The organism is Mesorhizobium sp. WSM4820, from assembly GCF_055811075.1.
Genome location: NZ_JBVVQN010000015.1, coordinates 34,601 through 58,775 on the forward strand (window position 1 = coordinate 34,601; position 24,175 = coordinate 58,775).

General features: G+C 59.1%; 18 protein-coding genes and 2 pseudogenes. 7 read left to right on the forward strand and 13 right to left on the reverse strand.

What is annotated here, in order from left to right; translation table 11 throughout:
• Nucleotides 1-51: 51 nt before the first annotated feature.
• The 4 genes from AC0L2R_RS23055 to AC0L2R_RS23070 are packed head-to-tail and all read right to left on the reverse strand — an operon-like array spanning nt 52 to nt 3,691.
• Nucleotides 52-1,050 carry a DctP family TRAP transporter solute-binding subunit gene (locus AC0L2R_RS23055; protein WP_473511712.1) on the reverse strand — a complete coding sequence of 333 codons (999 nt, stop codon included), beginning with the start codon at nt 1,048-1,050 and terminating at the stop codon, nt 52-54.
• Nucleotides 1,051-1,064: 14 nt separating this feature from the next.
• Nucleotides 1,065-1,970, reverse strand: a complete 906-nt coding sequence (locus AC0L2R_RS23060; protein WP_473511714.1) for an NAD(P)-dependent oxidoreductase — start codon at nt 1,968-1,970, stop codon at nt 1,065-1,067.
• Nucleotides 1,971-1,997: 27 nt separating this feature from the next.
• Nucleotides 1,998-2,312, reverse strand: coding sequence for a putative quinol monooxygenase (locus AC0L2R_RS23065; RefSeq protein ID WP_473511875.1), 315 nt, complete (start codon nt 2,310-2,312; stop codon nt 1,998-2,000).
• A 20-nt stretch (nt 2,313-2,332) separates the two neighbouring features.
• On the reverse strand, nt 2,333-3,691 hold the full coding sequence (locus AC0L2R_RS23070; RefSeq protein ID WP_473511716.1) for an NAD(P)H-dependent oxidoreductase: 1,359 nt from the start codon (nt 3,689-3,691) through the stop codon (nt 2,333-2,335).
• Between the two features lie 699 nt (nt 3,692-4,390).
• Here AC0L2R_RS23070 and AC0L2R_RS23075 point away from each other — a divergent pair.
• A pseudogene (locus tag AC0L2R_RS23075) lies at nt 4,391-5,681 on the forward strand (glucoamylase family protein).
• Nucleotides 5,682-6,150: 469 nt separating this feature from the next.
• Here the strand turns inward: AC0L2R_RS23075 and AC0L2R_RS23080 are convergent.
• The gene (locus AC0L2R_RS23080) at nt 6,151-6,981 is read right to left on the reverse strand and encodes a dienelactone hydrolase family protein (RefSeq protein WP_473511717.1); all 831 of its coding nucleotides are present in this window, start codon (nt 6,979-6,981) and stop codon (nt 6,151-6,153) included.
• Between the two features lie 1,117 nt (nt 6,982-8,098).
• Here AC0L2R_RS23080 and AC0L2R_RS23085 point away from each other — a divergent pair.
• The 3 genes from AC0L2R_RS23085 (at nt 8,099) to AC0L2R_RS23095 (ending at nt 10,127) form a co-directional block, all read left to right on the forward strand.
• Nucleotides 8,099-8,239 carry a helix-turn-helix domain-containing protein gene (locus AC0L2R_RS23085; protein WP_473511719.1) on the forward strand — a complete coding sequence of 47 codons (141 nt, stop codon included), beginning with the start codon at nt 8,099-8,101 and terminating at the stop codon, nt 8,237-8,239.
• Between the two features lie 664 nt (nt 8,240-8,903).
• Nucleotides 8,904-9,665, forward strand: a complete 762-nt coding sequence (locus AC0L2R_RS23090) for a LuxR C-terminal-related transcriptional regulator (RefSeq protein ID WP_473511720.1) — start codon at nt 8,904-8,906, stop codon at nt 9,663-9,665.
• Nucleotides 9,666-9,848: 183 nt separating this feature from the next.
• Nucleotides 9,849-10,127, forward strand: coding sequence for a hypothetical protein (locus tag AC0L2R_RS23095; protein WP_473511722.1), 279 nt, complete (start codon nt 9,849-9,851; stop codon nt 10,125-10,127).
• Between the two features lie 476 nt (nt 10,128-10,603).
• Here AC0L2R_RS23095 and AC0L2R_RS23100 read toward each other — a convergent pair.
• Together AC0L2R_RS23100 and AC0L2R_RS23105 are read right to left on the reverse strand one after the other, a co-directional pair.
• Nucleotides 10,604-10,834 (reverse strand): annotated as a pseudogene (locus tag AC0L2R_RS23100) (transposase); the annotation flags it as partial.
• A gap of 106 nt (nt 10,835-10,940) precedes the next feature.
• Nucleotides 10,941-11,168, reverse strand: coding sequence for a DegT/DnrJ/EryC1/StrS family aminotransferase (locus tag AC0L2R_RS23105; RefSeq protein ID WP_473511877.1), 228 nt, complete (start codon nt 11,166-11,168; stop codon nt 10,941-10,943).
• A gap of 246 nt (nt 11,169-11,414) precedes the next feature.
• Here AC0L2R_RS23105 and AC0L2R_RS23110 point away from each other — a divergent pair, with 246 nt between their 5' ends.
• The 3 genes from AC0L2R_RS23110 (at nt 11,415) to AC0L2R_RS23120 (ending at nt 16,102) form a co-directional block, all read left to right on the forward strand.
• A complete protein-coding gene (locus AC0L2R_RS23110; RefSeq protein WP_473511723.1) occupies nt 11,415-12,578 on the forward strand; it encodes a right-handed parallel beta-helix repeat-containing protein in 1,164 nt (387 codons plus the stop codon).
• Between the two features lie 217 nt (nt 12,579-12,795).
• Nucleotides 12,796-14,583: a type I secretion system permease/ATPase gene (locus AC0L2R_RS23115; RefSeq protein ID WP_473511725.1), complete on the forward strand. Its 1,788-nt coding sequence runs from the start codon at nt 12,796-12,798 to the stop codon at nt 14,581-14,583.
• A gap of 118 nt (nt 14,584-14,701) precedes the next feature.
• Nucleotides 14,702-16,102, forward strand: a complete 1,401-nt coding sequence (locus tag AC0L2R_RS23120; protein ID WP_473511726.1) for an HlyD family type I secretion periplasmic adaptor subunit — start codon at nt 14,702-14,704, stop codon at nt 16,100-16,102.
• A 203-nt stretch (nt 16,103-16,305) separates the two neighbouring features.
• Here the strand turns inward: AC0L2R_RS23120 and AC0L2R_RS23125 are convergent, their stop codons facing one another.
• From AC0L2R_RS23125 to AC0L2R_RS23150, 6 genes are all read right to left on the reverse strand, one after another.
• Nucleotides 16,306-16,545, reverse strand: coding sequence for a hypothetical protein (locus AC0L2R_RS23125; RefSeq protein WP_473511728.1), 240 nt, complete (start codon nt 16,543-16,545; stop codon nt 16,306-16,308).
• Nucleotides 16,546-16,662: 117 nt separating this feature from the next.
• Nucleotides 16,663-17,664, reverse strand: a complete 1,002-nt coding sequence (locus tag AC0L2R_RS23130; RefSeq protein ID WP_473511730.1) for a nucleotidyltransferase family protein — start codon at nt 17,662-17,664, stop codon at nt 16,663-16,665.
• Nucleotides 17,661-18,833 (reverse strand): PqqD family peptide modification chaperone, encoded by a 1,173-nt coding sequence (locus AC0L2R_RS23135; protein WP_473511732.1) that lies wholly within the window; start codon nt 18,831-18,833, stop codon nt 17,661-17,663. The genes AC0L2R_RS23130 and AC0L2R_RS23135 overlap by 4 nt, the downstream gene beginning before the upstream one ends.
• 389 nt (nt 18,834-19,222) lie before the next feature.
• Nucleotides 19,223-20,662 carry an undecaprenyl-phosphate glucose phosphotransferase gene (locus AC0L2R_RS23140; protein ID WP_473511734.1) on the reverse strand — a complete coding sequence of 480 codons (1,440 nt, stop codon included), beginning with the start codon at nt 20,660-20,662 and terminating at the stop codon, nt 19,223-19,225.
• Nucleotides 20,663-21,106: 444 nt separating this feature from the next.
• Nucleotides 21,107-22,267, reverse strand: coding sequence for a glycosyltransferase (locus AC0L2R_RS23145; RefSeq protein ID WP_473511735.1), 1,161 nt, complete (start codon nt 22,265-22,267; stop codon nt 21,107-21,109).
• A gap of 34 nt (nt 22,268-22,301) precedes the next feature.
• Entirely contained in the window at nt 22,302-23,960 is a 1,659-nt protein-coding gene (locus AC0L2R_RS23150) for a GMC family oxidoreductase (RefSeq protein ID WP_473511737.1), read from the reverse strand.
• Nucleotides 23,961-24,175: the final 215 nt, after the last annotated feature.

Sequence of the window (24,175 nt, forward strand, 5' to 3'; positions counted from 1 at the left end):
CTCCCATAAGGGCGGCGAGGGATCGCCTCGCCGCTAAGCCGGTATCAGAGCTTACTTCTTTCCGACAAAGGCAACGCTCTTGTCGAAGAAGGCCTGGTCCTTCACCAGACCGGCAAAGACCGGGAACAGCTCCTTCGAAACCGCCACGAAAGCGGCCTGCTGCTCCGGCGTCAGATGGTTGACCTTCATGCCGTGGCCCTCCAGGTCCTGGAGGATCGTCTCGGCCTGCGCCGCATCGTTCCCGGCCTTCCATGCCTCGGCTTCCTTGGCCGCCTCGGTGACCGCCGCCTTCTCGGCATCGGACAGTGCGTCGAACTTGGCCGGATTGATGCCGAGCACCCAGCCGTCAGCCATGTGGTTGGTGATCGAGACGAAGCTCTGTACCTCGTAGAACTTGGCAGCGAGCGGCACGCTGATCGGGTTCTCCTGCCCATCGACGACCTTCAACTGCAGTGCGTTGTACACCTCGGCGAAAGCCATCGGGGTCGGCGCCGCGCCCATTTTTTTGAAGAACTCGACCCAAAGCGGGTTGTTTGGGACGCGGAACTTCAGTCCGGCCAGATCCGCCGGCTTCTCAATCGGCAGCTTGGAGTTGGTCATCTGGCGGAACGGGCGGGTCCACAGGCTCAGGCCCTTGATGCCGATGGTGTTCAGATCGGCGATCAGCTCCTGACCATTCTCGCCGGCGAGATAGGCGCGCAGCTGCTTCTCGTCGTCAAAGAGGTAAGGGATCGAAATGGCCGAGAATTTCGGATTGAAGTTGGCGTAGAGCGAGGTGGCCAACACCAGCATGTCCAGCGATCCGCCCGCAAGCTGCTTGACCGCGCCCGACGGGTCGCCGCCGTAGAGCGTGCCGTTCGGGAAAACCTTGATGGTCACTTCGCCGTTGGTCTTGGCGGCCACCAGTTCAGCAAACTTGTTGGCAGCGACAGTGATTTCCGCGCCATCCGGATCAGGCGTGGATAGGGTCAGGGTCGTAGCGGCCTGCGCGGCGGTTGCGACAAGCATTGCCGCGCCGGCAAGCAGGCTGCGGATCGAGAAAGCGTTCATGGTATCCTCCACTCTCAGTTGTTGGGCGAGCTTGCGCCCGGTTGGTTCATCTTCTTAAGCGTCAGAAAGACCGCGCTGTGATCGAGATCGCCGCCGCCTTCATCAACAAGGCGGCGAAACAGGCTGTCCACCTGTTCGGCGATCGGCAGCTGCAGCTCTTGCGCACGCGCCAAGGCCAGCGCCGTGCGTGTATCCTTGACCTGGTATTTTGCAGGACCGCCCGGCACGAAATTGCCTTCGACCATCCTGAGGCCATGCTGACGAAGCACGGTCGAATCCGCGAAGCCGCCGAGCAGCGCCTCGCGAACCCGGGCCGGATCGGCGGCGCCACGCTCGGCCAGCAAAAGCGCTTCGGCCACAGCGCAGATGTTCGATGCCACGATCAGCTGATTGGCCAGCTTGGCCAATTGTCCCGAACCGGCCGGCCCGACATATGTGACGCGGCCCATCGGCGCGAAGACCGCGAGGAGGCCTTCGACCTGCGCCGTCTCGCCACCCGCCATGATGGCAAGCGTGCCTTCCCGCGCGCCCTTCTCGCCGCCTGACACCGGGGCGTCGATATAGTTGAGGCCGCCTGCGGTCGCCCGTTCCGACTGCTCCCTGGCGGTTTCGACCGGGATCGAACTCATCACGACAAGCGTCGAGCCGCGTCGCATCGCACCGAGAACACCCCCCTCGGAGAGCAACACCTCATCGCAGACAGGCCCAGAGTTCAGCATGCAGATGACGGCATCGGCGTCGATGGCGGCGTCAGCGGCGCTCGCGGCAATCTCGATGCCGTAAGCTGCCAGAGCCACGGCCTTATCGGGCGTTCGATTCCAGGCTTTCACCCGAAACCCGGCCTCTGCCAGACGGCGAGCCATGTGCCCGCCCATAATGCCGGTTCCGACAAAGCCGATACTTGTCAGAGCTTTACCCATCCCTGTGCCTCCCAACACTCGGGCGTCCTACTCGCTCACGAGACTTAAAAAACGGACGATTGTCTCATCGACCTCGAGCGTCTTCATGGAAGCCTGAAAGCGCTTCAAATGAGGCGTGGTGAGATGCACCTCGAAGGCGGCGCGATCGTCATACACCTCGTAGAACACGACTGCATCGTCGGCGCCTTCCGGGCGGACGACATCGAACTGGTGGCACCCGGCCTCGTCCGCAACCGAATGGGACGCATCGTCCAAAGCAGCGTCGAGGAACGCCTCCATCAGCTCGGGCTTCACGCGAAACTCCGGGATCACCACGAAGCGAGGCTTTTGGGTGCGGTCCATCACGCATCCTCCCTCGACCATCAGGCCGCAACGCTGGGGTTTGGACGGAACGTGTCTTCCATCTCGCGCCGCACCTGCAGGACATCCAGGTCGTTGACCAATTCCACATCGTCGAAGCTGACGATCTGGTCCTTCTTGATCGCGCGCTTGAGCTTAACGTTATGCGCGAGTCCGATGGGCAAAGCTCTGTGCGCCAGGCTGCGCGTCGCGGGAATAGCGTTGGCCCAGACGGCGAAGCCGCCCTCGCCGTCGAGCACCTCACCCGGCTGCATGTCCTTCTTGGCGGTGGCCACGGCGTCACCGCGGAATTCTTTCGAACAGCCGGTCGCCTCACCGCGCAACACGGCCGAAAGCACACTGACCGAAGTTTCCAGGCCGATGATGTGGAACGGACGCCACATGGACGCATACCATCCCGACGGATCGGTCAGCAGGCCATACTGGTTGAAGCAGGCCTTCGAGTATTCGTTGTGGGCCTTGAAGGTAACGAACACACCATAGCGAATATTGTTGAAGACCTCGCGGCCATCAGGTTCCTGGCTGGCTGCGATGTCGACAAGGCCGCTGCGATCCATGCGGCCGCCATCGGCGGCCGGCCGGAACACCTTGGCGAGGTCGTGCAGCCCGGCAGGTGGGAAAGCGAGACCATTGTCCGGACAATCGAGGCCGGCGCCGTTGGCGACCGCCGCCATCTCGATCGCAGCTTTGGTCCCGTCGGTGAAAGAGTTGTACATTTTCGGGTTGAAGTCGCCCTTGGCGACATATTCTTCCGACCATCCGAAGAACCCCCAGACGGTATCAGGCGTCGAATAACGGTAGCGCGGCTCGAAGTTCATGCCCTTGCCGGCCGCTGTGACTTCGAAGCCGGTGGCGCGAGCCCAATCCACAAGCTCGCAGATCAACGCCGGCTGGTCGCCATAGGCCATCGAATAGACCACGCCCTTTGCCGCGGCTTTCTCGGCCAGGATCGGACCGACCATGACGTCGGCCTCGACATTGACCATGACAATATGCTTGCCGGCCTCGATCGCAGCCAGCGCGTGGCGCGTGCCGGCGATCGGATGGCCGGTCGCTTCAATGACGCATTCAATGTCATCGCAGGCAAGCAGCGCCGCGACATCATCCGTCACGAAGGTGGTGCCATTCTGGACGGCGTCAGCGGCGCTGGTGGCGCAATAGCTCTCCTTCGGCCAGCCGACGCGGTCGAGCGACTCGCGCGCCTTTCCAACATTCAGGTCCGCTACGGCGACCATGTGATAGCCGGCAATGCGCTGCGCTTGGGCGAGCACCATCGAACCGAACTTGCCGGCGCCGATAAGGCCGACGCGAACGGGCTTGCCCTTGGCGGCGCGGGCAGCGAGGAGAGAGGAGAGGTTCATTGTCTCAGGTTCCCTGCATGAGGACGAGAAATTTTGTGGGCTGCGTCCAGATCCCCAGCGACTTCACGCCTGGACCGGCGACGAACCAAAGCTTCGCAACCGTCCGGAAGGCTGCTCCCGGACCGCTGAATGACTGTTGGATGGAGGTTCCTCCCTCCGGCCGAGGCCTTTGTCGCCTTGCTCAATGCACTGCGACGGAACGGACTCTATTCTGCCCGCTTGTTTAGCTCAATTTAGAAAGATGCACACTTCGTTTAGATGGCCTAACAATACCGCATAGGCCATCGCTCTTCCGATAGGCCGAATAATGCCCAGATCGCCGGATTGTCGGGAAATCAGAGAAAAGATGCGAACCTCTGTCGCTGAGCAGGTGTTTGGCGAGATTCTGAGTACCGTTGGCGGCACGGTCGCAGAAACGGCGCTTGTCATCGCCCCTGCTTTGAGGTGGAAAAAGCGTGCGAATTGAGGACGCGAGGATTTCGGTCTTGAATGATCCTTGGCGGGAAGTGCGATTCGCGAAGCGCGGGCGATCGGAAGCCATCGTAGGCGACCACTAGGGCGACGGATTCGGTTCATCGCACGCTCGAAGCTGTTGCAAGACGGTCGTGAAACCCAAGGGAAAATACGGTAATCTTCACTCAGTGAGCGTGATCGCCAAGTCCCATATCGAGACTGAAATGCCGCGACCCAGGAGGCCGCATGAGTCAGAGTCAGGAAACATTGGATAGACTCCAGCGTGACACGTTCGAATATTTCCTGAAAGAGAGCAATCGCGCCAATGGAATGGTCCCCGACAACACGCGCACGGGGTCGCATGCGAGCATTACCGCGATAGGTTTTGCATTGACGGCTTACACCATCGGCGTCGAGCGCGGCTTTATCACACGCGCCGAAGCTATCGAGCGCACACTCACGACACTTCGATTCTTTAGAGACAGTGAGCAGAGCGAGGAGGCGGACGCGACCGGTTACAAGGGCTTCTATTACCACTTTCTATACATGGACACCGGCCGTCGCGCCTGGGTGTCGGAGTTGTCGACGATTGATTCGACATTTCTGCTCGCTGGCATGTTGGCCGTCGCTGCGTACTTTGATGGAGGTGCGCCCGACGAGCGCGAAATACGTTCGCTGGCTGAAGAGCTCTACGCCCGCGCCGATTGGCACTGGCGCTTAACGCCGGAGAAACCGTATCGATGAGTTGGAAGCCGGAGTGCGGGTTTCTGCCGCATCGGTGGGAGGGATATAACGAAGCCCTGATCCTTTACGTGTTGGCACTGGCTTCGCCGGCCCATCCAATTCCAGCCGCGAGCTACAAGGCGCAAACTCGCACTTACTGCTGGAAGAATCTCTATGGCCTGGAGTTTCTCTATGCCGGCCCATTATTCATTCATCAGCTCTCACACATGTAGATCGACTTTCGCGGCATTCAGGACGAATTCATGCGTGAGAAGGGGATTGATTATTTCGAGAACAGCCGCCGTGCAACTTACGCGCAACAGCAATACGCGATCCATAATCCATTGGACTACAAAGGGTACAACGAGCATTGCTGGGGCATTAGCGCGAGTGATGGTCCTGGTCCAACCTGTGTGAAGATCGAGGGCGTTGAGCGTCACTTTTCGACTACACGGCGCGCGGCATCCCATTTGGTCCGGACGATGGCACCATCGCGCCCTGGGCCGCGATTGCATCGCTACCTTTCGCCCCCGAGATTGTCTTGCCAGCGTTGCGGCACTTTAACGAAGTATACCCCGAAGTGACCAGTGAGTATGGCTTCAAGTGCAGCTTTAATCCTACCTTCGAATCAGGGCATCAAAGCGAGCCGGGTTGGATCTCAAAAGGTTATTACGGACTCGATCAAGGACCGATCGTGTTGATGATCGAGAACTACCGCACGGGATTTCTTTGGGAGCTGATGAAGAAATGCCCGCTCATTGTCGAGGGTCTGCGCAAGGCAGGATTCACTGGGGGTTGGCTGAAATTCTCGTAGCTGTATGCCAAGGGATTTGACTGACCGCGTGTCCAGTGACCGCGAGGCTGTGCGATTTGGGATAGTGTCCTGAAGGTTCTGCAAAAAACTCTGAAGAGAGGCCGGCGCTGGCTCTGAAGCGAGTGGCGGCCATGGCACGCTGGTGACGGTGCGATCACCGATTCCCGTGGAAGGGGAGTGCCATGACCAAGCGAGAGAATAGGTTACGCGGTTCGGAGTTGAAAGCGTTGCTGCTGTCGGACGAGGACGGCTTTCGCAGGTTCTGCAGACTGTCGAGCAGGAGGTTTTCTGCTGGTCCGTGACCGTTAAGGCGACGGTTCGGTCGGTCGAGAGAGTCCCGTCCGATGCCGTCACGACGATGTCGTAAACATTGTTGCCATCCTCATCCGCCGGGGCTCGAAGTCGACAACTCCGACTCCCCGGCGCGACGGCCGGTGTCCATGTATAGAAAGTGGTAATGGAAGCCTTTTTAACCGGTCGCAGCATCCGCCTCCTCGCTCTGCTCACTGTCTCTAAAGAATCGAAGTGTCGTGAGTGTGCGCCAGCGCTCACGAGCGGGCCCGCCGACGCCCTGAGTTCTGCGAAAAGTCCTGACGTCTACTCCAGGTACTTGTTCTGACTTATGCGCTTGGGATGCGAATGGCTGGTCCGAAAAGCGGCGGCGATGCCGCGCTACATGTCCAGGCGCCGCAGCTTGACGGTTAACAAACTGAATGACGCAAAGCGGGTAGAAGGGGAGATGTGCAGCGATACGCGCTCCCGTCGGCCCGTGAAGGTCTTGGAAACGCCTCATGCTTGTGTAAAGCGCCGCGAAGCCTCCACGCGAGAAGCCCATCACAGCAATGCGTGACGGATCGATGCGCGGGTGGGCCGCGAGCACATCGACAGCCCGATAGGCGTCGTAGATCTGCGCGAACAGACTTAGTTGAGACTGGTCCATCGCCACTCGGTCTACGTCGCGCCCGCCAAAACTGTCGAGGCGCAGCGTGGCGATTCCCATTTTGTTGAGAAATGCAGCCCATTGGAAGGCCGAGCCGCTCTTGGCACCGTCGGAGCCGTGGAGCAGCACGACAGCCGGCAGACGCTCGTCCCAATTCGGAAACCGAAGCTCGCCCGTGAGCGTCACGGGAACGCCGTTCGCGGTGTCGCCGCGCAGGAACTGCTCGTCCGTCAGGGTTAGAGACGGCACGCTCAGGATTTCATCTCGTGGGAACTTTGGCCGCGTCTCTTCGGTGAGAACGGGTGAAGCGAACAGCGCCACCAGCAACAGGCTGGTGACAACAGCGAGAAAGCGTCCCATAGCAGGCACCTCCGGGCTCGTAGTGCCCACACTAACACATTACGCCGCAAACGAAGGGATCTCAGTTCCCACGTCAGCTCCGGCCCTGAACTCGGTGGGCAAGGGCGCCGTCTCTAACTCCGGTTTGGGTGCTTGCATAGGGCCCCGAGCGACAGTCGGCTTTTGGGTCGCATCAGGTCGTAGCGCGAACGGCAGGTTTGGAGCAGCGCCATGAAGGTCAGCAAATGGCGCAACCGTGACCTCCGGTGCCGTCGCCGGCGATGTCTGCTTCCAGGCAGAGACAAAGTTGATCTCTACGGCTGACATTGGGCGCAAAGCTGCCGTCCACCTCGCGGTAGAGGTCAGTCGTCTTTCGGTCATGAGCGCCGGCTGGACCGAATGTCGGGTTTCTGGAGGGAAAATAGGTCCCGAAAGGTCCGATCAGGGTCATGATTTCCGGTTCATCGCCGCTGCAATGACCGATGGATCACCGATGCTGGGGATTTCACGCTAGACTGCAGTTACGGCATTCTCGATCATACACTCAACCATCCTATTCGCACGTCGTTGCCGCCCTTCGCCCTTCCAGCCTCGCAGTAGCCGCGCTATGTGTGGCTGTACGCAACCTGACGACGAACAGGAGCTAGATTAGACGATAGAAAACAGGCACAAGATCGCCTTCCCCTGCCCTTGGATCCCTTATGCGAAAAAAATCGAACTAAGTGCTGCGAAGATAGCGAAGCTCGATTGGCCCACTTTCAGAGCGAAGGTGGCCGTAAGTTACTGATATTGAAAGATTTTGGTGGTGGTCGCAGTCTCTGGCGAACCAGTCTCTGCCTAATTTTCCTTGATAGGCGCCGAAAAACAGCGAATTTCGAGGTTTTGAGGGCCTGACCCAATTTCCCATAAGAAATCGCTGCGCAGATTCAATGTTTTAGCGCCAAATTCCCTACACGTACTAACAGGGAATTGTTTAGCAGCTAGCAGGGAATCCAAATCGGAGCAGGCCGAGATGGCAAATCGCGGACTGGCGGCCGGCTCGCTAGCTCAATTGTCGAGCGCTACTGCTGGTTGGCTTGTCGGCCTATGGAAGATATGAGTCTCCCCTTACGCAATACGACTTGCTGACATCCTCGGAATGACCACCGTTCACGTCAACCGAACGTTGAGGGAACTCCGAAAGGCCAATCTCGTCTCGTTCAAGGGCGGCCATGTACAGGTGATCAACCGCAAGAAGTTGGTCGAAATAGCCGGATTCGACAACGAGTATCTCCGGTAACGGCGTCTACTAGAGCGGCAACGCATGGGCCATTAGCAAATTCTCTGCTGGAAGACGACCCTCGGCCGTCGCTGGAACAGTTCCAGCCAAATGTTTCCGGACGACTGGTCGTGCGCGGCCTGGCGGGGCAGTGATATTATCTCGACCACACGGTACCCGCATCCGGCTTGCGGTGAAGGACGGGCCGAACGAAACTCAACCTCGTTCGTGTTGAGCAATATGCAAAAAGGTCCGATCATCATGACCGACGGCGACACGGCCTATCGCGCGACGAGAGCGTGCTGCCGAATAAGTGCAGGTGCCTGACACACTGCGGCAGAGCCAACCTCCACCTTCAGGAATCCTCCTCTATCGTTGCAATCGCCGCGGGCACTACCCGATCGTCCGTTCGACTACCAGCGGCTTGAGATGGCTAAGCCGTGCCATCCCTACGTCTTAAGGCAGATTGCCGCCCTGGGGTTCTAGCTTGACGTCGGTTTGCGGCGAATTTACCGAAAAAGCAACCTATGTTAGTGACTACTTATAAATAGACCGTATATTGCCCAACCTGTTCTCGCCAAGAGGGAGTGAGGAACTGCAAGAGACTCAAACCGAGGCATCGGTTGAGGCGTGGAGTGCTCTACTCGACGCGTGTACCTCAACCGCGCCGAAGCGGGAGGCAATGATGACAATAAAATCCTTTACAACAGTACTTGTCGGGCCGAGCGAGTTACTCCGAGAAGGCCTTAGTCGAATCCTGGATGCGACAAAGTTTCGTGTCCTTTTCTCTGCGGCTTGTGTTCACGATCTTCTGCAGAAGCCGCTAGCCCAGCACCGGTCCATCTTGCTCATCATAGATGTCGGCGGTACTGATGCGGATACTGAATTCGCACAAATTGCAGAATTCAAAGCGATTTATCCGACCAGCCATGTCGTCGCGCTAGCCGATCGCTGTCGATCGACCGATATAGTTTCAGCTTTTCGTGCGGGGGCAGACGGGTATTTGAGAAAAGTCGCTGCTTACGACACCTTCATCAAAGCTCTCGAATTGGTTATGCTAGGGCAGACGGTGTTACCTGCCGAAACTTTAACGACTATTCAAGAAATAAGGCATGATCTGAAACCTGATACGGTAGCTGATGAGTTAACAAAGGTGGTTGTTAACGTGGAGCATGAGGATCAAGAACTATCAATTTTGTCAAATCGGGAAAACTGTATTCTACGCCGCTTAATCGAAGGGGAGTCTAACAAAGCCATCGCGCGCGAGATCGACATTGCCGAAGCTACGGTGAAGGTACACGTCAAGGCCATCCTCCGAAAGATCCGGGTCCGCAACCGTACACAGGCTGCAGTTTGGGCGATGAACCATGGCATGCTTACTCCCGCATCTGGCAATGCCCCGTCGGGAAGCGAAAAGATGGCAACTCAACCGTCTTACAATATATAATCATTCGGGCTGGTGTATTGGCTTTTGCCAAAGCTTCGCCCTGATATGAGCCTCCGCTATCAAGAACCATACGCTCAAATCATCCCCGGCGATGGTAGCGAGCGGTGGAGACGGCATCGCAGGGGCGCATGAGGTGGACCTCACCAGTGTTACTACCATTTTGAAATTGAGGGCTTTATCAAAGTGGGCAAAGCAAAAATTACTTCTGGATTTTCGTTCAGCGAAGTGCGGATCGGAACCGTCGAGGGCGGAGAATCGGGGGTTCTGGTGTGGAAATACGACCAACTGGTGGCGGTCCTCACCCAGATCGACGAGGAAGCCTACTCGACGAAAGGCAAATGGTTTCTCGAGTCGGGCTTCGGGCTGCTAAGCGGGGAGCACAAGAATTTCGATACGATAGAGGAGGCCATAAGATGGGTTGGCAGATATACCTTCCCCGAGCCTGCTTACACTGCAGATTGAGCGACCGTTCCGAGGCAATCGATCCGAGTCCAAGGTCAGCTTGGCAATGCTGCCGATCGTGCCAGGACCCGCAACGGAGATCCTCCGACTCCACGCGCCAACTCGTTGCTGGACCCGAGTTTCACACCTGAAGAAATCCATACGATGATCGAGACCAACCCTGAACGGTTGCTCGCTCTCGAATAGCGCGATCGCGGTCGCCTATCCCCGAGGGAAGGGTCAAACCACATCGGCGAAGATGATCACGTCCATTGAAGTGCGGCGGACTGCTCATCTGTGCCCGGGCAAAGGAGACGAAAATGAGACCTCTACTTCTCATTGATCCGAACACAAATAAGGCAACAACTGCTGAGATGGTTCGCATCGCGCGGAACGCCGCTCCCAATGGCGTGATGGTCGAAGGTGCAACGGCGCAACGCGGCGCACCTCTGATTTAGACGATGACAAATTGGCGATTGGTGCCAAGTCGGTCAAAGTTCGAGTGGGTTCAGTTCCGGTGAGCGCGGCGCCAGGAACATCAAAGTGATGTTGTCCGGCACCTTCGGTTTCGGAGTCACATGCCATCCGGCCTGATCGAGGATGAGCACCGCACACGCGCCGTCGTCGACGCTCCGGCTGATCTCGGCGAGGTCCTCCCGCATCGCCTCGGTATCGCAATAGGGCAGGACAAGGCCCGCGCCCTATCCCTTCCGGGGGCAGATGGCCCCGCTGGTCGAACCAGTGGGGAATTTCTACAATAGCTTTGCCAGTTGCTGCGAGTCCAGCAAGGCTCGGCAGGCGTTTCCAGTCTGCGATGTCGCGAAGGTGCTTACCTTATTGCGCCGCAAGCTGCCTCCGCCGCGTGAAGAGTGCGAGAACGTTGCTCACGCCGATGGCAGCCTGCAGGTCAGTCAGGCGGTAATTGTAGCCGAGTTCAGGAAAGCCCTCGTAGATCACCTGTCTCGAGCCGTGCCGGACTGTGTCGGTAACGCTCATGCTGTGTTGGCCGACTAGCATGCATGACCTTGTCTCCTGCTGCTCGGGGGTAGAGTCACGCGTGATCCGAGTACTAGGTGACGATTACAATCCAACGTAGGTGCAGGCTTGAACGCAGCGCCGATCGCCCGGGAGAGTCTCAGTATAGCCCTATCCACGCCGTATTCTGGACATGAAGGTTAGCTTTATATTACCGGACGAAATTTCTGGTTGTACAAGCGGAGTTTCGTTAAGACGATAAAATATCGTCTATCGTCGATAGGTGTCCTTAGTGATACTTATAGTGAATTCATATTTTAACTGGAGAAGCACATGAAGTTGATGAATTCTGAAAATGGAATACAGTGGAAACACTCGGAATGGTTGAACAACTTTCGCGAGAGGATGGAGACAGTTGCGGCGAGGCCGACATCGACCGTGACGACCGAGGCTCCCACTTCCACCGCTTCCGCGCCGACGGAGACAGCCGCGTCGAGCCCGACATCGACCGTGACGCCCGAGGCTCCCACTTCCACCGCTTCCGCGCCGACGGCATCCACACAGCCGGCGCAGGGTCTTACCCACACCACCACACCGATCCAATCGGAGTACGATGGCCAGGTGATTGAAAATCTTGACATCTACGTCACCAACGGGGACGCGGTCACGATTACGCACGACAATGTCATCCTGCGCAATTGTCGTATTCATCACGTCGAGGGCGACGGGGTGACGGTGTCGGGCGCAACCGGCGTCACCATCGAGAACACCGAGGTCATCAACGCCGACCCGCCGGCGGGAATCGACGCCGAGACGAGCCCGAACATCAACAACATCAACGCAGAAAACGCCGCGAACCTGACCGTTCAAAACACCACGGTGCGGGAAGGCTCGACCGGCATCTATCTCCTGAACTCGCCCGGCGCGGATCTTTCGAACGTCGATGGCTACAACTTCCATGGCCCGATGCCGCGCGGTCAGTTCGTCCAGTTCAACAACTCGGGCAATAGTTCGCTGACCGACTTCTATGCCGTCAACGAAGCCGGCAGTTCGCATCCTGAGGACATCGTCTCAGTCTATGGCAGCCCGAATACGACGATCTCTAACGGGGTGATCGACGGTAACAACTCCGTGACCGGCGTCGGTGTGATGTTCGAGAACGGATCGACCGGCGGCAGGGTGCAGAACGTTGACGCCATCCATCAGGGCAATGGCGCGTTCTCGTCCTACGCGAGCGATGTGACCTTCGACGATACGAGGTCGTTCGACGGTATCAACGCCGACCAAGGCCGCGGGGCTTCCTCGTCGAATGGACTGATCTGGAATGTCAGCTCCGGCGGGGTCAGCGTCCTGAACTCGAGCTACACCAACCCTGGCAATCCCAACAACATCATTTGGGACAAGTCAAAGGCGGTCGTAGCCGACGTGCACGAGGATGCCGCCGCCACCCCAATGGCACACATCGATAACCAGTTCGCCTGGGACTACGCAGTCTGAACAGGCGGCGCAACCGGCTGCAGCAGACGGTTGCGCCACACTTCAGCACGGTGAGATGGGGCAGGGCTCGCGCTCGGACCAACTCGGCGGGTGGTTCCGTCGGGGGATTTTTGCATGAGACCTCGCCTGCCCTGCCGCCTTCCTCGCTCGTGAACAGAGGCCTGAAAATGGCCAGGTTAGAGCGCCCTGCGACCGCTTCACTGGATTCCGATAATAGATGACAAATTTCTCCTTGCACGTGCCCTCGCCGCTGGCGGTGGCCTTGCGCGAGATCCGTCCGGGCCTCTGCGCGGCCGGCGGGCTCTCGCTCTTCATCAATCTTCTCATGTTCGTGTCTCCGCTCTACACGATGCAAATTTATGATCGCGTCCTAACGAGCCGTAATGCCGTCACGCTCGTCATTATTTCGGTGATCGTGGGCGTGTTGCTGATGACCTATGGGACCCTCGAACATTATCGGGCTCGTATCCTCCAGCAGGCTGGCGTGCGGTTCGACCGGCTCTTGTCTGGTCCCGCCTTCGAGGCGGCGCTTTCCTCGGCGCTGCGTGCCCGCGGATCGAATCACGCACAGACCCTGCGCGATCTCGACCTCATGCGCGACATTCTTTCGGGCGGCGTCATCATGGCGCTGATGGACGCGCCCTGGGCTCCGATCTACATCGTGATCTGCTTCCTGCTTCACCCGTTGATCGGCCTTGTGGCCCTCGTCGGCGCGGTGGCGATAGTGACGATCGCACTCGTAAATGAGCGAGCGACGAAGGGCTTGCTCTTGCGAGCCTCGCTCACGAACACTCGCGCGATCGACAGGCTGGGCTCCTCGCTGCGCAATGCAGAGGCAATTCGGGGGCTCGGGATGGGGCCCGCTATCCGGTCATGGTGCACCGGAATCCGCGAGGAAGCGCTAGGTTACTCCGTCAGCGCGGGCGAGCGCGGCGGCACACTTCTTGCATTGTCCAAGTTTCTGCGCATGGCCATTCAAACGGCCATGATGGGCATCGGTGCGTACCTGGCTATTAACCAGGAAATCTCCGGGGGCGTCCTGTTTGCGGCGTCGCTTATCATGGGTCGGGCGCTTGCCCCGATTGAGATCATGGTGGCGCAATGGAAAAGTATCGTGTCCGCGCGCAGCGCCCATGCGCGCCTGGAACGCATATTCCAGGAGAACCCGCCCATTGCCGGACGCGTGCGTCTGCCTGACGTCAGGGGTACGGTTTCCGTCGAGAACCTTTTCGTCCTCGCCCCCGGTACGAACACGCCGGTCGTCATGGGCGCGACGTTCACGCTGAAGGCGGGAGAGGTCGTCGCCCTCGTTGGTTTATCGGGCTCGGGCAAATCCTCGCTCGCGCGTGCGCTTGTGGGTGCGTCGCCGCCGGCGCAGGGATGCGTGCGACTCGATGGCAACGATTTGCGCCATTACGATCCGGACCAACTCGGCACCGCGCTCGGCTACCTGCCCCAGGATATTGAGCTGTTCTCCGGTTCCGTGCGCGACAACATTGCGCGCTTCCGAGCTGACGCGGTCGATGCGCAGGTGACCGAGGCGGCAACACTCGCCTCTGCGCACGAGATGATCCAGCGCCTCCCCAAAGGGTATATGACCGACATCGGGGAGGATGGGGTCGGACTGTCGGGTGGGCAGCGGCAGCGGGTCGGTCTCGCGCGCGCCCTGTTTGGCGAGCCGAGCTTCGTCGTGCTCGATGAGCCTGATGCCAATTTGGACAGCGATGGCAATCGCGCACTGATCCGGGCAATCGAAGGGTTGCGGAAAGACGGAAAGACCGTTGTGATCGTGACCCACAGGCCGAACCTCCTGTCGGCGGTGGATCGAATGATCATCATGCAGGAAGGACGAATAGCGCAGATGGGCAGTCGTGACCAGTTGCTGCCGTCGCTCGTCGGCCCGAACGTAGCGCCGGCACCGCGGCGGCCCGTCTGGGATGGAGGGCGCGCCGGACCGCCGGCGTCAGATCCAGCGCTCCTCCGCCGGACACGCGTCGATGCATAACGAGTCGAAACCAATGATGATGCCTGACACCTCGAGAAGGACTGCAATCATAACACGGGTTCGCGGGCTCCCGACGCGGACGGCCCGCTCGACCCCTGCCTCCGCTTGTATAAGCGCGGTGGGGCCGACACTTTCCGCGCTCTTGCGTGCAGGACGGGTGACTCGAGCTAGCTTCCCGCAGATTTTCGCGCCGTTAGATTTTGCCGGCTCAGACCACAAGCCGGCGCACGCAAACCTCTCCGGCGACTGGCGCAAGCCCGCGCGGATGGGCTTTGGTATCGTCGTGCTGACCTTCGGCATCCTCGGCGGGTGGGCCTCGCTGGCCAGCCTCGACAGCGCGGTGGTCGCTTCGGGTACAGTTGTGGTCGAAACCGACCGCAAGGCGGTTCAGCACCTTGCGGGCGGTATCGTGCGTGACATTCTCGTCTCACCCAACGCACATGTGACCGAGGGTCAGGTGCTCGTGCGCCTTGATCTCACCGAGGCGCAGGCGCAGGGCGAAATCGCGAGGTCCGCTGTCTTCTCGCTGCTTGCCGAGAAGGCACGGCTGCAGGCGGAACTGGACGGAGCCGAAATGGTCACTTTCCCGCGCGAACTCACGCTAGGGAGCGCCCCCCTCGCCCAGCGCGCGATGGAAGACCAGTTGCGACTGTTCAACAAGCGCCGCTTGGCCCGTACGAACGAGGTTCCCATTTTGCAGGAGCGCATCGCCCAGTCCGAACGGAAGATCGAGGCCATGCAATCCCAAAGCGAAGCTGTCCGTTTGCAGATCGAGAGTATCACAGAAGAGCACGATATGCTGGCGCCCTTAGCCCATAAGGGCATCATTCTGGGCACGCGGCTGACCGCGCTCAAACGGCAGCAGGCCGATCTCCAAGGTCAGCTTGGTGCCTTCCTTGCCGAAATAGCGGGCGAGCGCCACACTATCGGCGAGGCGCGACTCCAGATCGAGCAAGTCGGGCGCGAGGCCATCGAAGAGGTCTCGGCACAGTTTGCCGAGACCAGTGCCAAGCTCACCGACGCCGGCGAAAAGCTGCACGTTGCAGATGACGTGCTTAACCGCACCGAAATACGCGCACCGCGGTCCGGGCGCGTTGTCGGCTTTAAGGTACACACGATAGGAGCCGTGGTTCGCCCCGGCGAAACCTTGATGGAGATCGTCCCTGATGACGACACTCTGATCGTCTCGGCGAAGATGTCGCCGGTCGACATCAACAATGTTGCCGAGGGCCTTCCTGCCGAGATCCGACTGCCTTCGTTCAAGGCTCGCTCGACGCCAGTCGCGATCGGCGAGGTGCAGACCGTTGCCGCAGACGCGCTCCATGACGAGGTGACGCGTGAGCCCTACTACGAATTGAAAGTTTCCGTGCAGGTCTCTCAGTTCCCCGAACAGGTCCGCGAGAAACTTAGGCCCGGCATGCCGGCGGAGGTGATCGTTGCTACCGGCGAGCGGACCGTGCTGTCCTACTTGACGCAACCTCTGACGGACGCGTTCCGTCTCGGCATGCGCGAAAACTGAGCCTTTGCCGGGCTGCTGGCATCCTGCGGTCAAACCCTTCCCTTAGGCGGGGTCAGGGTAGACCGCAGAGACGCGGCAATATGGCAGGATGGATGACCGCTGGGCAAAGATCGGGCGAAGCGCTTCACGGCCGCCTCCAACCGACTTAGGCGTTCCGGACTACACGTCATCTATGATCGGACAGAACGACCAAGTAAACCATTCTAATGCTTGCGGCCAGGAGGACCAGAGTGGAAGCGTTTCTTGCCGCCCCATCCATGTCCGGGACGTGCGCCATGCGATTTGGCAATAGCTTGCGAGTTCAAGCTCGTGCCAAGCAACAGAGCAATGGATGGAGGTGTTACAATAGCAAAACGCCCGGCATTCTTTAGAAATTCACGACGTGCCTGTTCTTCCGGGACAAGTTTATCTGTATTTCCGTTGGAATATTTCTCGCTCTTCATCAAACGTACTCCTGGCTAGCGCGACAACTCTAACCACACAATCTATCATATGCGACCCGTGAAGACAACCGGCTATCAAGGTACAATTCAAGATACAATTCAGGAAATTAAGTATTACTACACTTTTGACCCGAGATCGCCGTCAAGGAGGATGCTAGTGGCGCGGCGTCCAAAGTCGAGCGGACTCCGTCGGCCCAACCCATCGCCATGTAGAAGTCGCCACATACCCCACAGCGAATTGCCGACCAGGCGCAATGGAAAGCCGAGGACGGGATGATACAAGGGGAAGACACGCCGCCAGTGTTGAAAGCGAACCAATGGGCGCCGCACATATTGCGCCGGTGCTCTGACGCCAAAGAAGTGACTCAATGTCAAGAGTTGAGTATCGAACGCGTTCCGCGCTCTCTGGTCGGGCAAGGATGTTCGGAGCACCGCCCAATCCAGCTTATGCTGTTCCGCCAGCCGTGCCAGATCATAAAGATGGCGAAAGTCGATCCTTCCGCGCCAGTAGTCCGCCTCCTTGATGAGATCATGCATGATCCAGTGGAGGGCCCGCGACTGTGGGGCGGGGATTTTCGCCCTAAGGCCGTGACGGCGGGCAAGCCTCGGGGACTCGCGGTCAATCTCCCGGTACGGCCGGAGCTCCAGGAGACCGACGTCTTGCGGGCGCGCCATGCCACCAGCGACCGTCACTTCGGCATAGCCAAGCTTGGCAAGGCAAGCCCGGGCAGCCCCTTCTTTGGCCGTTTCCACAGCCAAGTCGAGATCGCACATGATCCTGTCGGGAACCCTGCCGCTCGACGAAAGGAACAAGGGAACGGCCCCCTTTAGCAGGACCGGAACGACGCCCCCCTGATTGAGGGCAGCAACGGCTTCATTCAGCTGCCTGCGCAAGCGCAAATTGCGTTCCCGGTTGCAGCGGTAAATGAACTGAAGATACTGGCCCACGTCTTCGGGGAGCCGGTCAAGCTGGCCCGTGTGCGCAAGAGTGGCGAACAAGACGGGCGTAAGCAGAGTGTGGTTGGCGAGTGCAATTACCGCCTGCCAGTCGGCCGTTACCACCGGGCGGCCGCTAAGTCCCGCGATCAGGGCCTCGAGCGCATCCCTGGTGGGCTTCATCGGCACGCCTCCTTCAGCAGTTCCAACGCGTCATCCAATTTGGCATAGGTCAGGCAAAAGCCCTGTGCCGATCGGATGACTTGGCAAAGAACGTCGAACGCGGTGCTGCTTAGCTCTTTATTCCGCGCAAAGGCGCCGTTCAGCAAGCCACCCAGGATGTCGCTCGGGTCAATCACCCGCAGGGAAGGTTTGGCATCCTGCGTCCGACAGAGCAAGACCACCCAGCCCACGGGCCGGGGAACGGGAGGGACATGATCCTTAGGCACAAGAAAGCGCACGCGTCTGCGATCGGGGCGCCGGTAAACCGGAGACCTGCCGAGTTCGGGGAAATGTTGTCCGAGAATGGACCATGATCCCGATTTGACTGCAGGCGCAAAAGCAAGGCCGATACCGTGTCCGGCCGAGTCGAGAAGTGTCACATCGTCTGCGGCGAAGCCAAACCCCGCGTGGACCAGCGCCAAGGTCAGCGTCGTCTTACCCGAGCCGGGGTTACCACAAAGGAGGAGCGTGCGGCCGTTCTTGAAAAGCGCCGCCGCATGGAGGGCGAGTTCATATTCACTGTGCCCAAGCACTTCGGCCAGCAGTTGCCCTTTGACCATAATGGGTATCTCGTCTCGACCACAGGAATCAGTCCAGTGGCCATCCCGGAACAGGTGGATCCGCTCCCTACGCTCAACCAGATGGAATAGAACGTCGACGGCCCTGTTTCGAACTTCGAGATGCTGAAATACGGTTGCAGCCGGAAAGGCGACGGCCGCCGGATACAGTATGCGCACACACACGCCTGGAACAGCAACGACCTGGCAGATATATTGATGAGCTGCGGTTGGGCACGGCGGTGGAGCAGGCTGGATTAGGCCGAGCCGTTCCCAGTCTTGAAGGGCAGCCTCGACATAGCCATAGGCCTCTTGCCGATCAACGCCACGGGCTGCCATCTCGCCCAAGATAGCCTCGACCGGCACGCCTTCTTCGAGCGAGCGCCAGATATCAGCCGCAGTGTCATTGAGCGCAAAAACTACCCCCTGCGTTGAACTGAGCAGGACATTTTGCCCCTTGATGCATGCAAGCCGCCCTTGGGGAACTAACCTCGCCGTAGCATACTCGACAAGGGGAGGCCCTGCAGTTCGGTTAGTAGTTCGGGTTTGTTGCGGACTCACAGAAGCCGTCATCCTCGTTTGTCTGGGCGTTGAGATCGTTCGATTCGAGTGGAACTAACGACCAGAGAGACACGATCTTCGTCAATCGCTCGAGTCATAGCATTCCTCTCCGCTCCCATAGCGGTACGTTGCCAACGCCTTGCCGTGCGGGCACTTTTGCTTGAAGTCGCAGGTCGAGCGGTCGCTGTATTTCGCACCGATCTGCGCCTTTGGTAGTAGAGCCGCACATCTCCACCCAAAGTGGCATTCAACTGATAGCGTCGAAGAAGAGGTTCGCTCTTTCCGAGTGAGGTGTCGCTTGGCAGTTAATTGATGGGGTCGTCTGCCAGCCGCTACTCCTTGCAAATCAATCACTTGCCACACAAAATCGCCTCCAGCGGCGTCGAAGCGGCAAAGTTGGGCTAGAAGGCGTTTCGCCCCGTCCAGATGCGGGGGATGGTCAGAAGCAGGATCTTTACGTCGAGCCAGACCGACCAGTTGTTGACGTACCACATATCGTGTTCGACACGCTTGATCATCATGTATACATGCGGTGTCGCGCCGCGGCAGCCATTTATTTGTGCCCAGCCGGTGATCCCCGGCTTCACCTTGTGCCGAGCCGGATAGAGAGAAATGATCTGGCTGTATTCGCTGTCATGCGCCAGCGCGTGCGGCCGCGGGCCTATCAACGACATGTCGCCCTTCAGCACGTTCCACAGCTGCGGAATCTCGTCGATGCTGAACCTTCTCAATATGCGCCCAACGCGGGTGACGCGGGGATCGCCCCTGCAGGCTTGAGGGACAACAGGCCCGTCCTCCAGGATCGTCATCGTTCGGAACTTATAGATCTTGAACGTGCGGCCATTGAACCCGGCCCGACGCTGACAGAAGAGCACCGGCCCCCTGGATTCGAGCGCAATCAGCGCCGCTACAACGGCCAGAGGGGGCAGAAGAAATGGAAGGGCGGCAGTGGTCAGCACAACGTCGAAGAGCCGCTTCGTAAGCAGCTGAGGCGCCGTTAGGGGCGCGCGTTGCAGTTCTATCGCCCTCGTCCCCCCCCGGTTGACGACAGGTCGCTTCAAGAGCGCGCTAACGACGTGGTCCGGAAGGAGCCTTACGGGTACCGGAACCACGCAAAGGTGAGCCGTGATTTTCTCAATCAGGGATATGTCAGCCCAACTGACAGCAAGGACTATCTCGTCGACAGAACGCCGACGCACATGTTCAATGAGCTTATCCATACACCCAAGGAGCGAGCCCTCGCTGGATGCCGCCGGCAATGTAATCGTTTGGCAGACGTCGCATCCGGAAGCCTCGATGGCCTGGACTACGCCACTTGGCACGCGCACGTCCGATTGCGTTACGATCACTACTTGCGGTTTGGCAAGCATGTCCGACCTGGTCAAGGAGGCAAACAGTCGTCCGGCGCCCAAGCGCACGAAGATGATGCCGCCAACTCCCGTCACGAAGAACAGCATGATGGCTTGGCGCGAAAACATGTCTCCCACCTTGAGTGCAAGCGCCACGACCGACAGGCAAAGAAAGACCGCCGTCCAGATCAGCACGACCTCCTTGATCTGAGAGGCCAGCGACCGCAGCTCGGAACTCAGATATAGCCCGCGCGCATATGCGGAAGTCGAAAAAAGGGCGGCTACAACAACACCGAGCCCGAAGTTCCGGCCGTACTCGCCGAAATGTCCGAAACTCACAAGATCATATACCATTCCCGAGACGATGCTGAGCAGCACGACGGACATTGCCTCGAGAAGCGGAAACGACTGCAAAAGAACATTGCCCTTGACGTTCCACCGCGGTGCGTTTGACGTGACGCCCGCACGGGGATCTTCATGAAGAAGTGCCATGACGTTCACCTGCGTTCAAAGCCGCATCCATCCACCATGTCGTGACGACCGCCCCCTCCTCGGCTGAAAAATTGCCGAAATGCCCAGCGTGACTGCATCCGCCGCCTGCGGTCATTGCCCCTTCACGCGAAGTTCGATTGCCGTGGTTGCGGTAGCACTCGGTTCTCGGAGTTAAGAGAATGGCAGCCACACTGTGCGAATCCAATTCGGCATAAGCTCTAACCCCAAAGGGCAGAGCCGGTGGACACACGACCTTCTCCTTGACCGCTTCCGGCGCCTGTTAGCTCTTCGGAGTAGCTCGAAATGAAATTCTCTCGAGCGCAGCACTGGAGCGGCGGACGCTCCGACGGAAGCAACCGCTTCGGAACTGCCGCTCTTTCTCATTGTTTGAGCACGGTTTGAGCACCGAACCCGAAAGCGGTTCCCTCTTTCGGGCCCGATCGTCTAGGCGAGCGCCATCGCATCGGCGGCGATCTGTCGCAGCAGGGACTTGCGAATATGGAGTCGCGGGAATGACTCCATTCCGATCGTGACAAGGATGTGCTCCCAACGATAAACCCAATCGTGCATCTCTAGGCAACGGACCGCGTTTGTTCGGCGCAACAATTCTGTGCGGCGGGGGTTTGCGTCGAGTTCGCCAATTACGTCTGCGACACTGCTCGAGTCTGGTGATACCTCGATCACCGCGTCTTGCCAGTCAAAGTGCTCGCCGAATTCGGCGCATTGCGGCGCGGTCCCAAGCATGACGGCGCCGCCCGCGGCCCCTTCGAAGAAACGGGCAGGCAGCACCTGCTCGCCGGCAACCGTGACGGACTTGGAGTTTGCAAGTGCCGCTGGACTGAAAGCCATGAAGTAGCGCGTGCGCCTGATGATATTGGCGAGCAGCAACCGATGCTCATGCCAGTCCCTGACCCGGGAATCTGTGCTTGCGAGCGTGTCGTAGAGATAGAAGAAGTCCCGCTCTTCGGCCAGCTTCAGAAGCTGTCCGTGTATCTTCGCGGCTCGGTTGCCGATCGAGTATACGTCGATCACGCGTTTGACCGGCGACAGGTACGGCGTTGCAATGAGGCCGTCGACAGCCGTGGCAAGAAAGGAACAGGGCGTGCGGGTGTATTGAGGCAAGCGCGGTATGCACGCGCTGTGCAACAGGAACACGTGGTCGAACTGGTCCAGGAGCTTCAGATATTGGCGGTCCTCTTCGAGCGTGCTCGACCAGAGTTCGAACAGATACGCGACAGCAACTTTGCAGCGGCCGCGCCAGTCGTGGATCCGAGACAATTCAACAAGACTTTGCGGGCTCCAAGCGACGAAGAAGAAAAGGTCATAGTCTTGGGTGAGCCGAACATGCTCCATGGTTGGTGCGTTCCTCAAGCCTAGCCCTTTGCGAATCGCGCTCGTCAGTCTGTTGAAGTCACGCTGGACGTTGTGAGGATCGTGTTTTGGCAAGATGGCGTGAAAGTGTCTCGTCAGGTAGTTGTCGATGCCGGGGGCGATCAGATCGGCATTCTCGCATTCGGCCACGATGCGGCAAAACTCATACGCCAACGCAAAGTGAGCCCGGTCCTTCGCATTGAATTCAGAGGCAACCAGTGTACGTCTCTTCAAGGAATTCTCCCGGCAGTTGTCGTTCGACTTTCAACTATTCGGCCGCCGCAGGTTGGCCCGGCGCATGGTGCTCCAGTGCCGGGAGGGGTTGCCGACCCAGGATCATGTCTGCTGCCTTTTCCGCGATCATAAAGACAGCGGCCGAAGTGTTGGCCGAGGGAACGGAGGGCATGATGGAAGCATCAACGACCCGCAGGCCCTTGAGGCCGTGGACCCGCAACTGGTGGTCCACGACAGATTCAACACTGTCGGATGGGCCCATCCGGCACGATCCGCACAAATGATAGGCGGTCAGCCCGATTTCGCGGGCAAACTGGAGCCGGTCGGCGTCGTCCGTTATTTTCGGGCCGGGAAGCTCTTCCGTGCAGTTGTAGCGCCTTAGCTCGGGGGCCCGAAACAGCTGCTGCACAGTCCTCATGCCGTTGATAACGACCTGTCGGTCCTGATCATCGGCGAGATAGTTGGGCTGGATGAGCGGAGCTTGAAACGGATCTGCCGAGACCGCCCGCACGTGTCCGATGCTCTTCGGCCGCAACTGATAGTAACCAAGCTTGATGACCGGAAACCGCCGCGCGCCGTGATCGGTATAATTGCCCAGGGCAAGGTCAAGCTGGATGTCGGGGGTAGAGTGAAGATCCCGCGAGTTGGCGAACCCGTAGACGAGCGACGGGCTGACGGCGAGAAAGTTCGGGCGGCCCAGCATCCATTTCGCTGCCTCGCGCAGGAGGGCGACGCCGTTTCCGCTGACCGTTTCGATGCCCTCCACCCGGGCGATCAGGTGGACGATGTAATGGTCCTGAACATTTGCACCGACACCGGGCAATTCGTGCACGACCGGAATTCCAAGGCCGGAGAGCATACTCGCAGCACCGACGCCTGACAGCTGCAGCAGCTTTGGTGAGTTCGCCGCGCCAGCGGAGAGGATCACCTCCCGACGGGCCTTCACACAGCTCGTGGGATGACTCGGCCCTCCTCGTGCATATCGAACGCCGATGGCACGCTTGCCCTCGAACAGGACGGCAGTGGCCTGCGCGTTCGTGCGGACGTCCAAGTTCTTCTTTCTGGCGATCGGCCGTAGGAAAGCCCGCGCTGCGCTCACGCGCCATCCGTTGTCGATATAGCGCTGATAGTAGCCCACGCCGGCCTGGCTTTCTGAATTGTAGTCGGGATTACGCGGGATACCGGCATTGAGCGCGGCCTCGATGAATGCATCACATACTGGATGTCGCCAATCGCAGTCTGTAACTGGAAGCAGTCCGTCCGTCCCGCGGTAGAAGGGATCGCATGTCCCAAGCCTCCGCTCGGTTCTCTTGAAATAGGGCAGCACGTCGGCGTAGCCCCAGCCTCGATTGCCCTGGAGGGCCCACTCGTCGAAGTCCGCAGCCGCGCCGCGGTTGTAGTTCATGCCGTTAATTGCGGTCGAACCGCCTAGTGTCTTGCCCTGCGACATCGGAATAGAACGGTTGGCCGTCCCTGGACTAGGCTCCGTTTCGAACTGCCAGGCATATTTCGGATTCGAGGATGTCTTGTAGAGTCCCGCCGGAATGTGCAGAAGGATGCTGCTGTCGGGCGGCCCCGCCTCGAGCAGGCAGATCGTATTGGTCCCGTCAGCCGCCAGACGATTGGCCAAGACGCAGCCTCCCGCCCCGGCTCCAACGATCACGTAGTCAAAGACGTCCGGTTCAACCGACATCGCCTCGCGCTCCGCTTATTACCAGCTTCGGAGAATGGCAGGGAATCCGGCAGATGGCACTTTGCCCATCGGAATTAAGCCTTATGAAGGGCTTTCGCGGCGGGCGGAATGGAGAGATGGTGTGCGGAGTCCTGTGCGGGCATAAGCCTGCCGCCGAAGTGCATTCTTCGGGAACCTACGCCGCTGGCGCACAGGGGAAATGGGGATGCCTGACA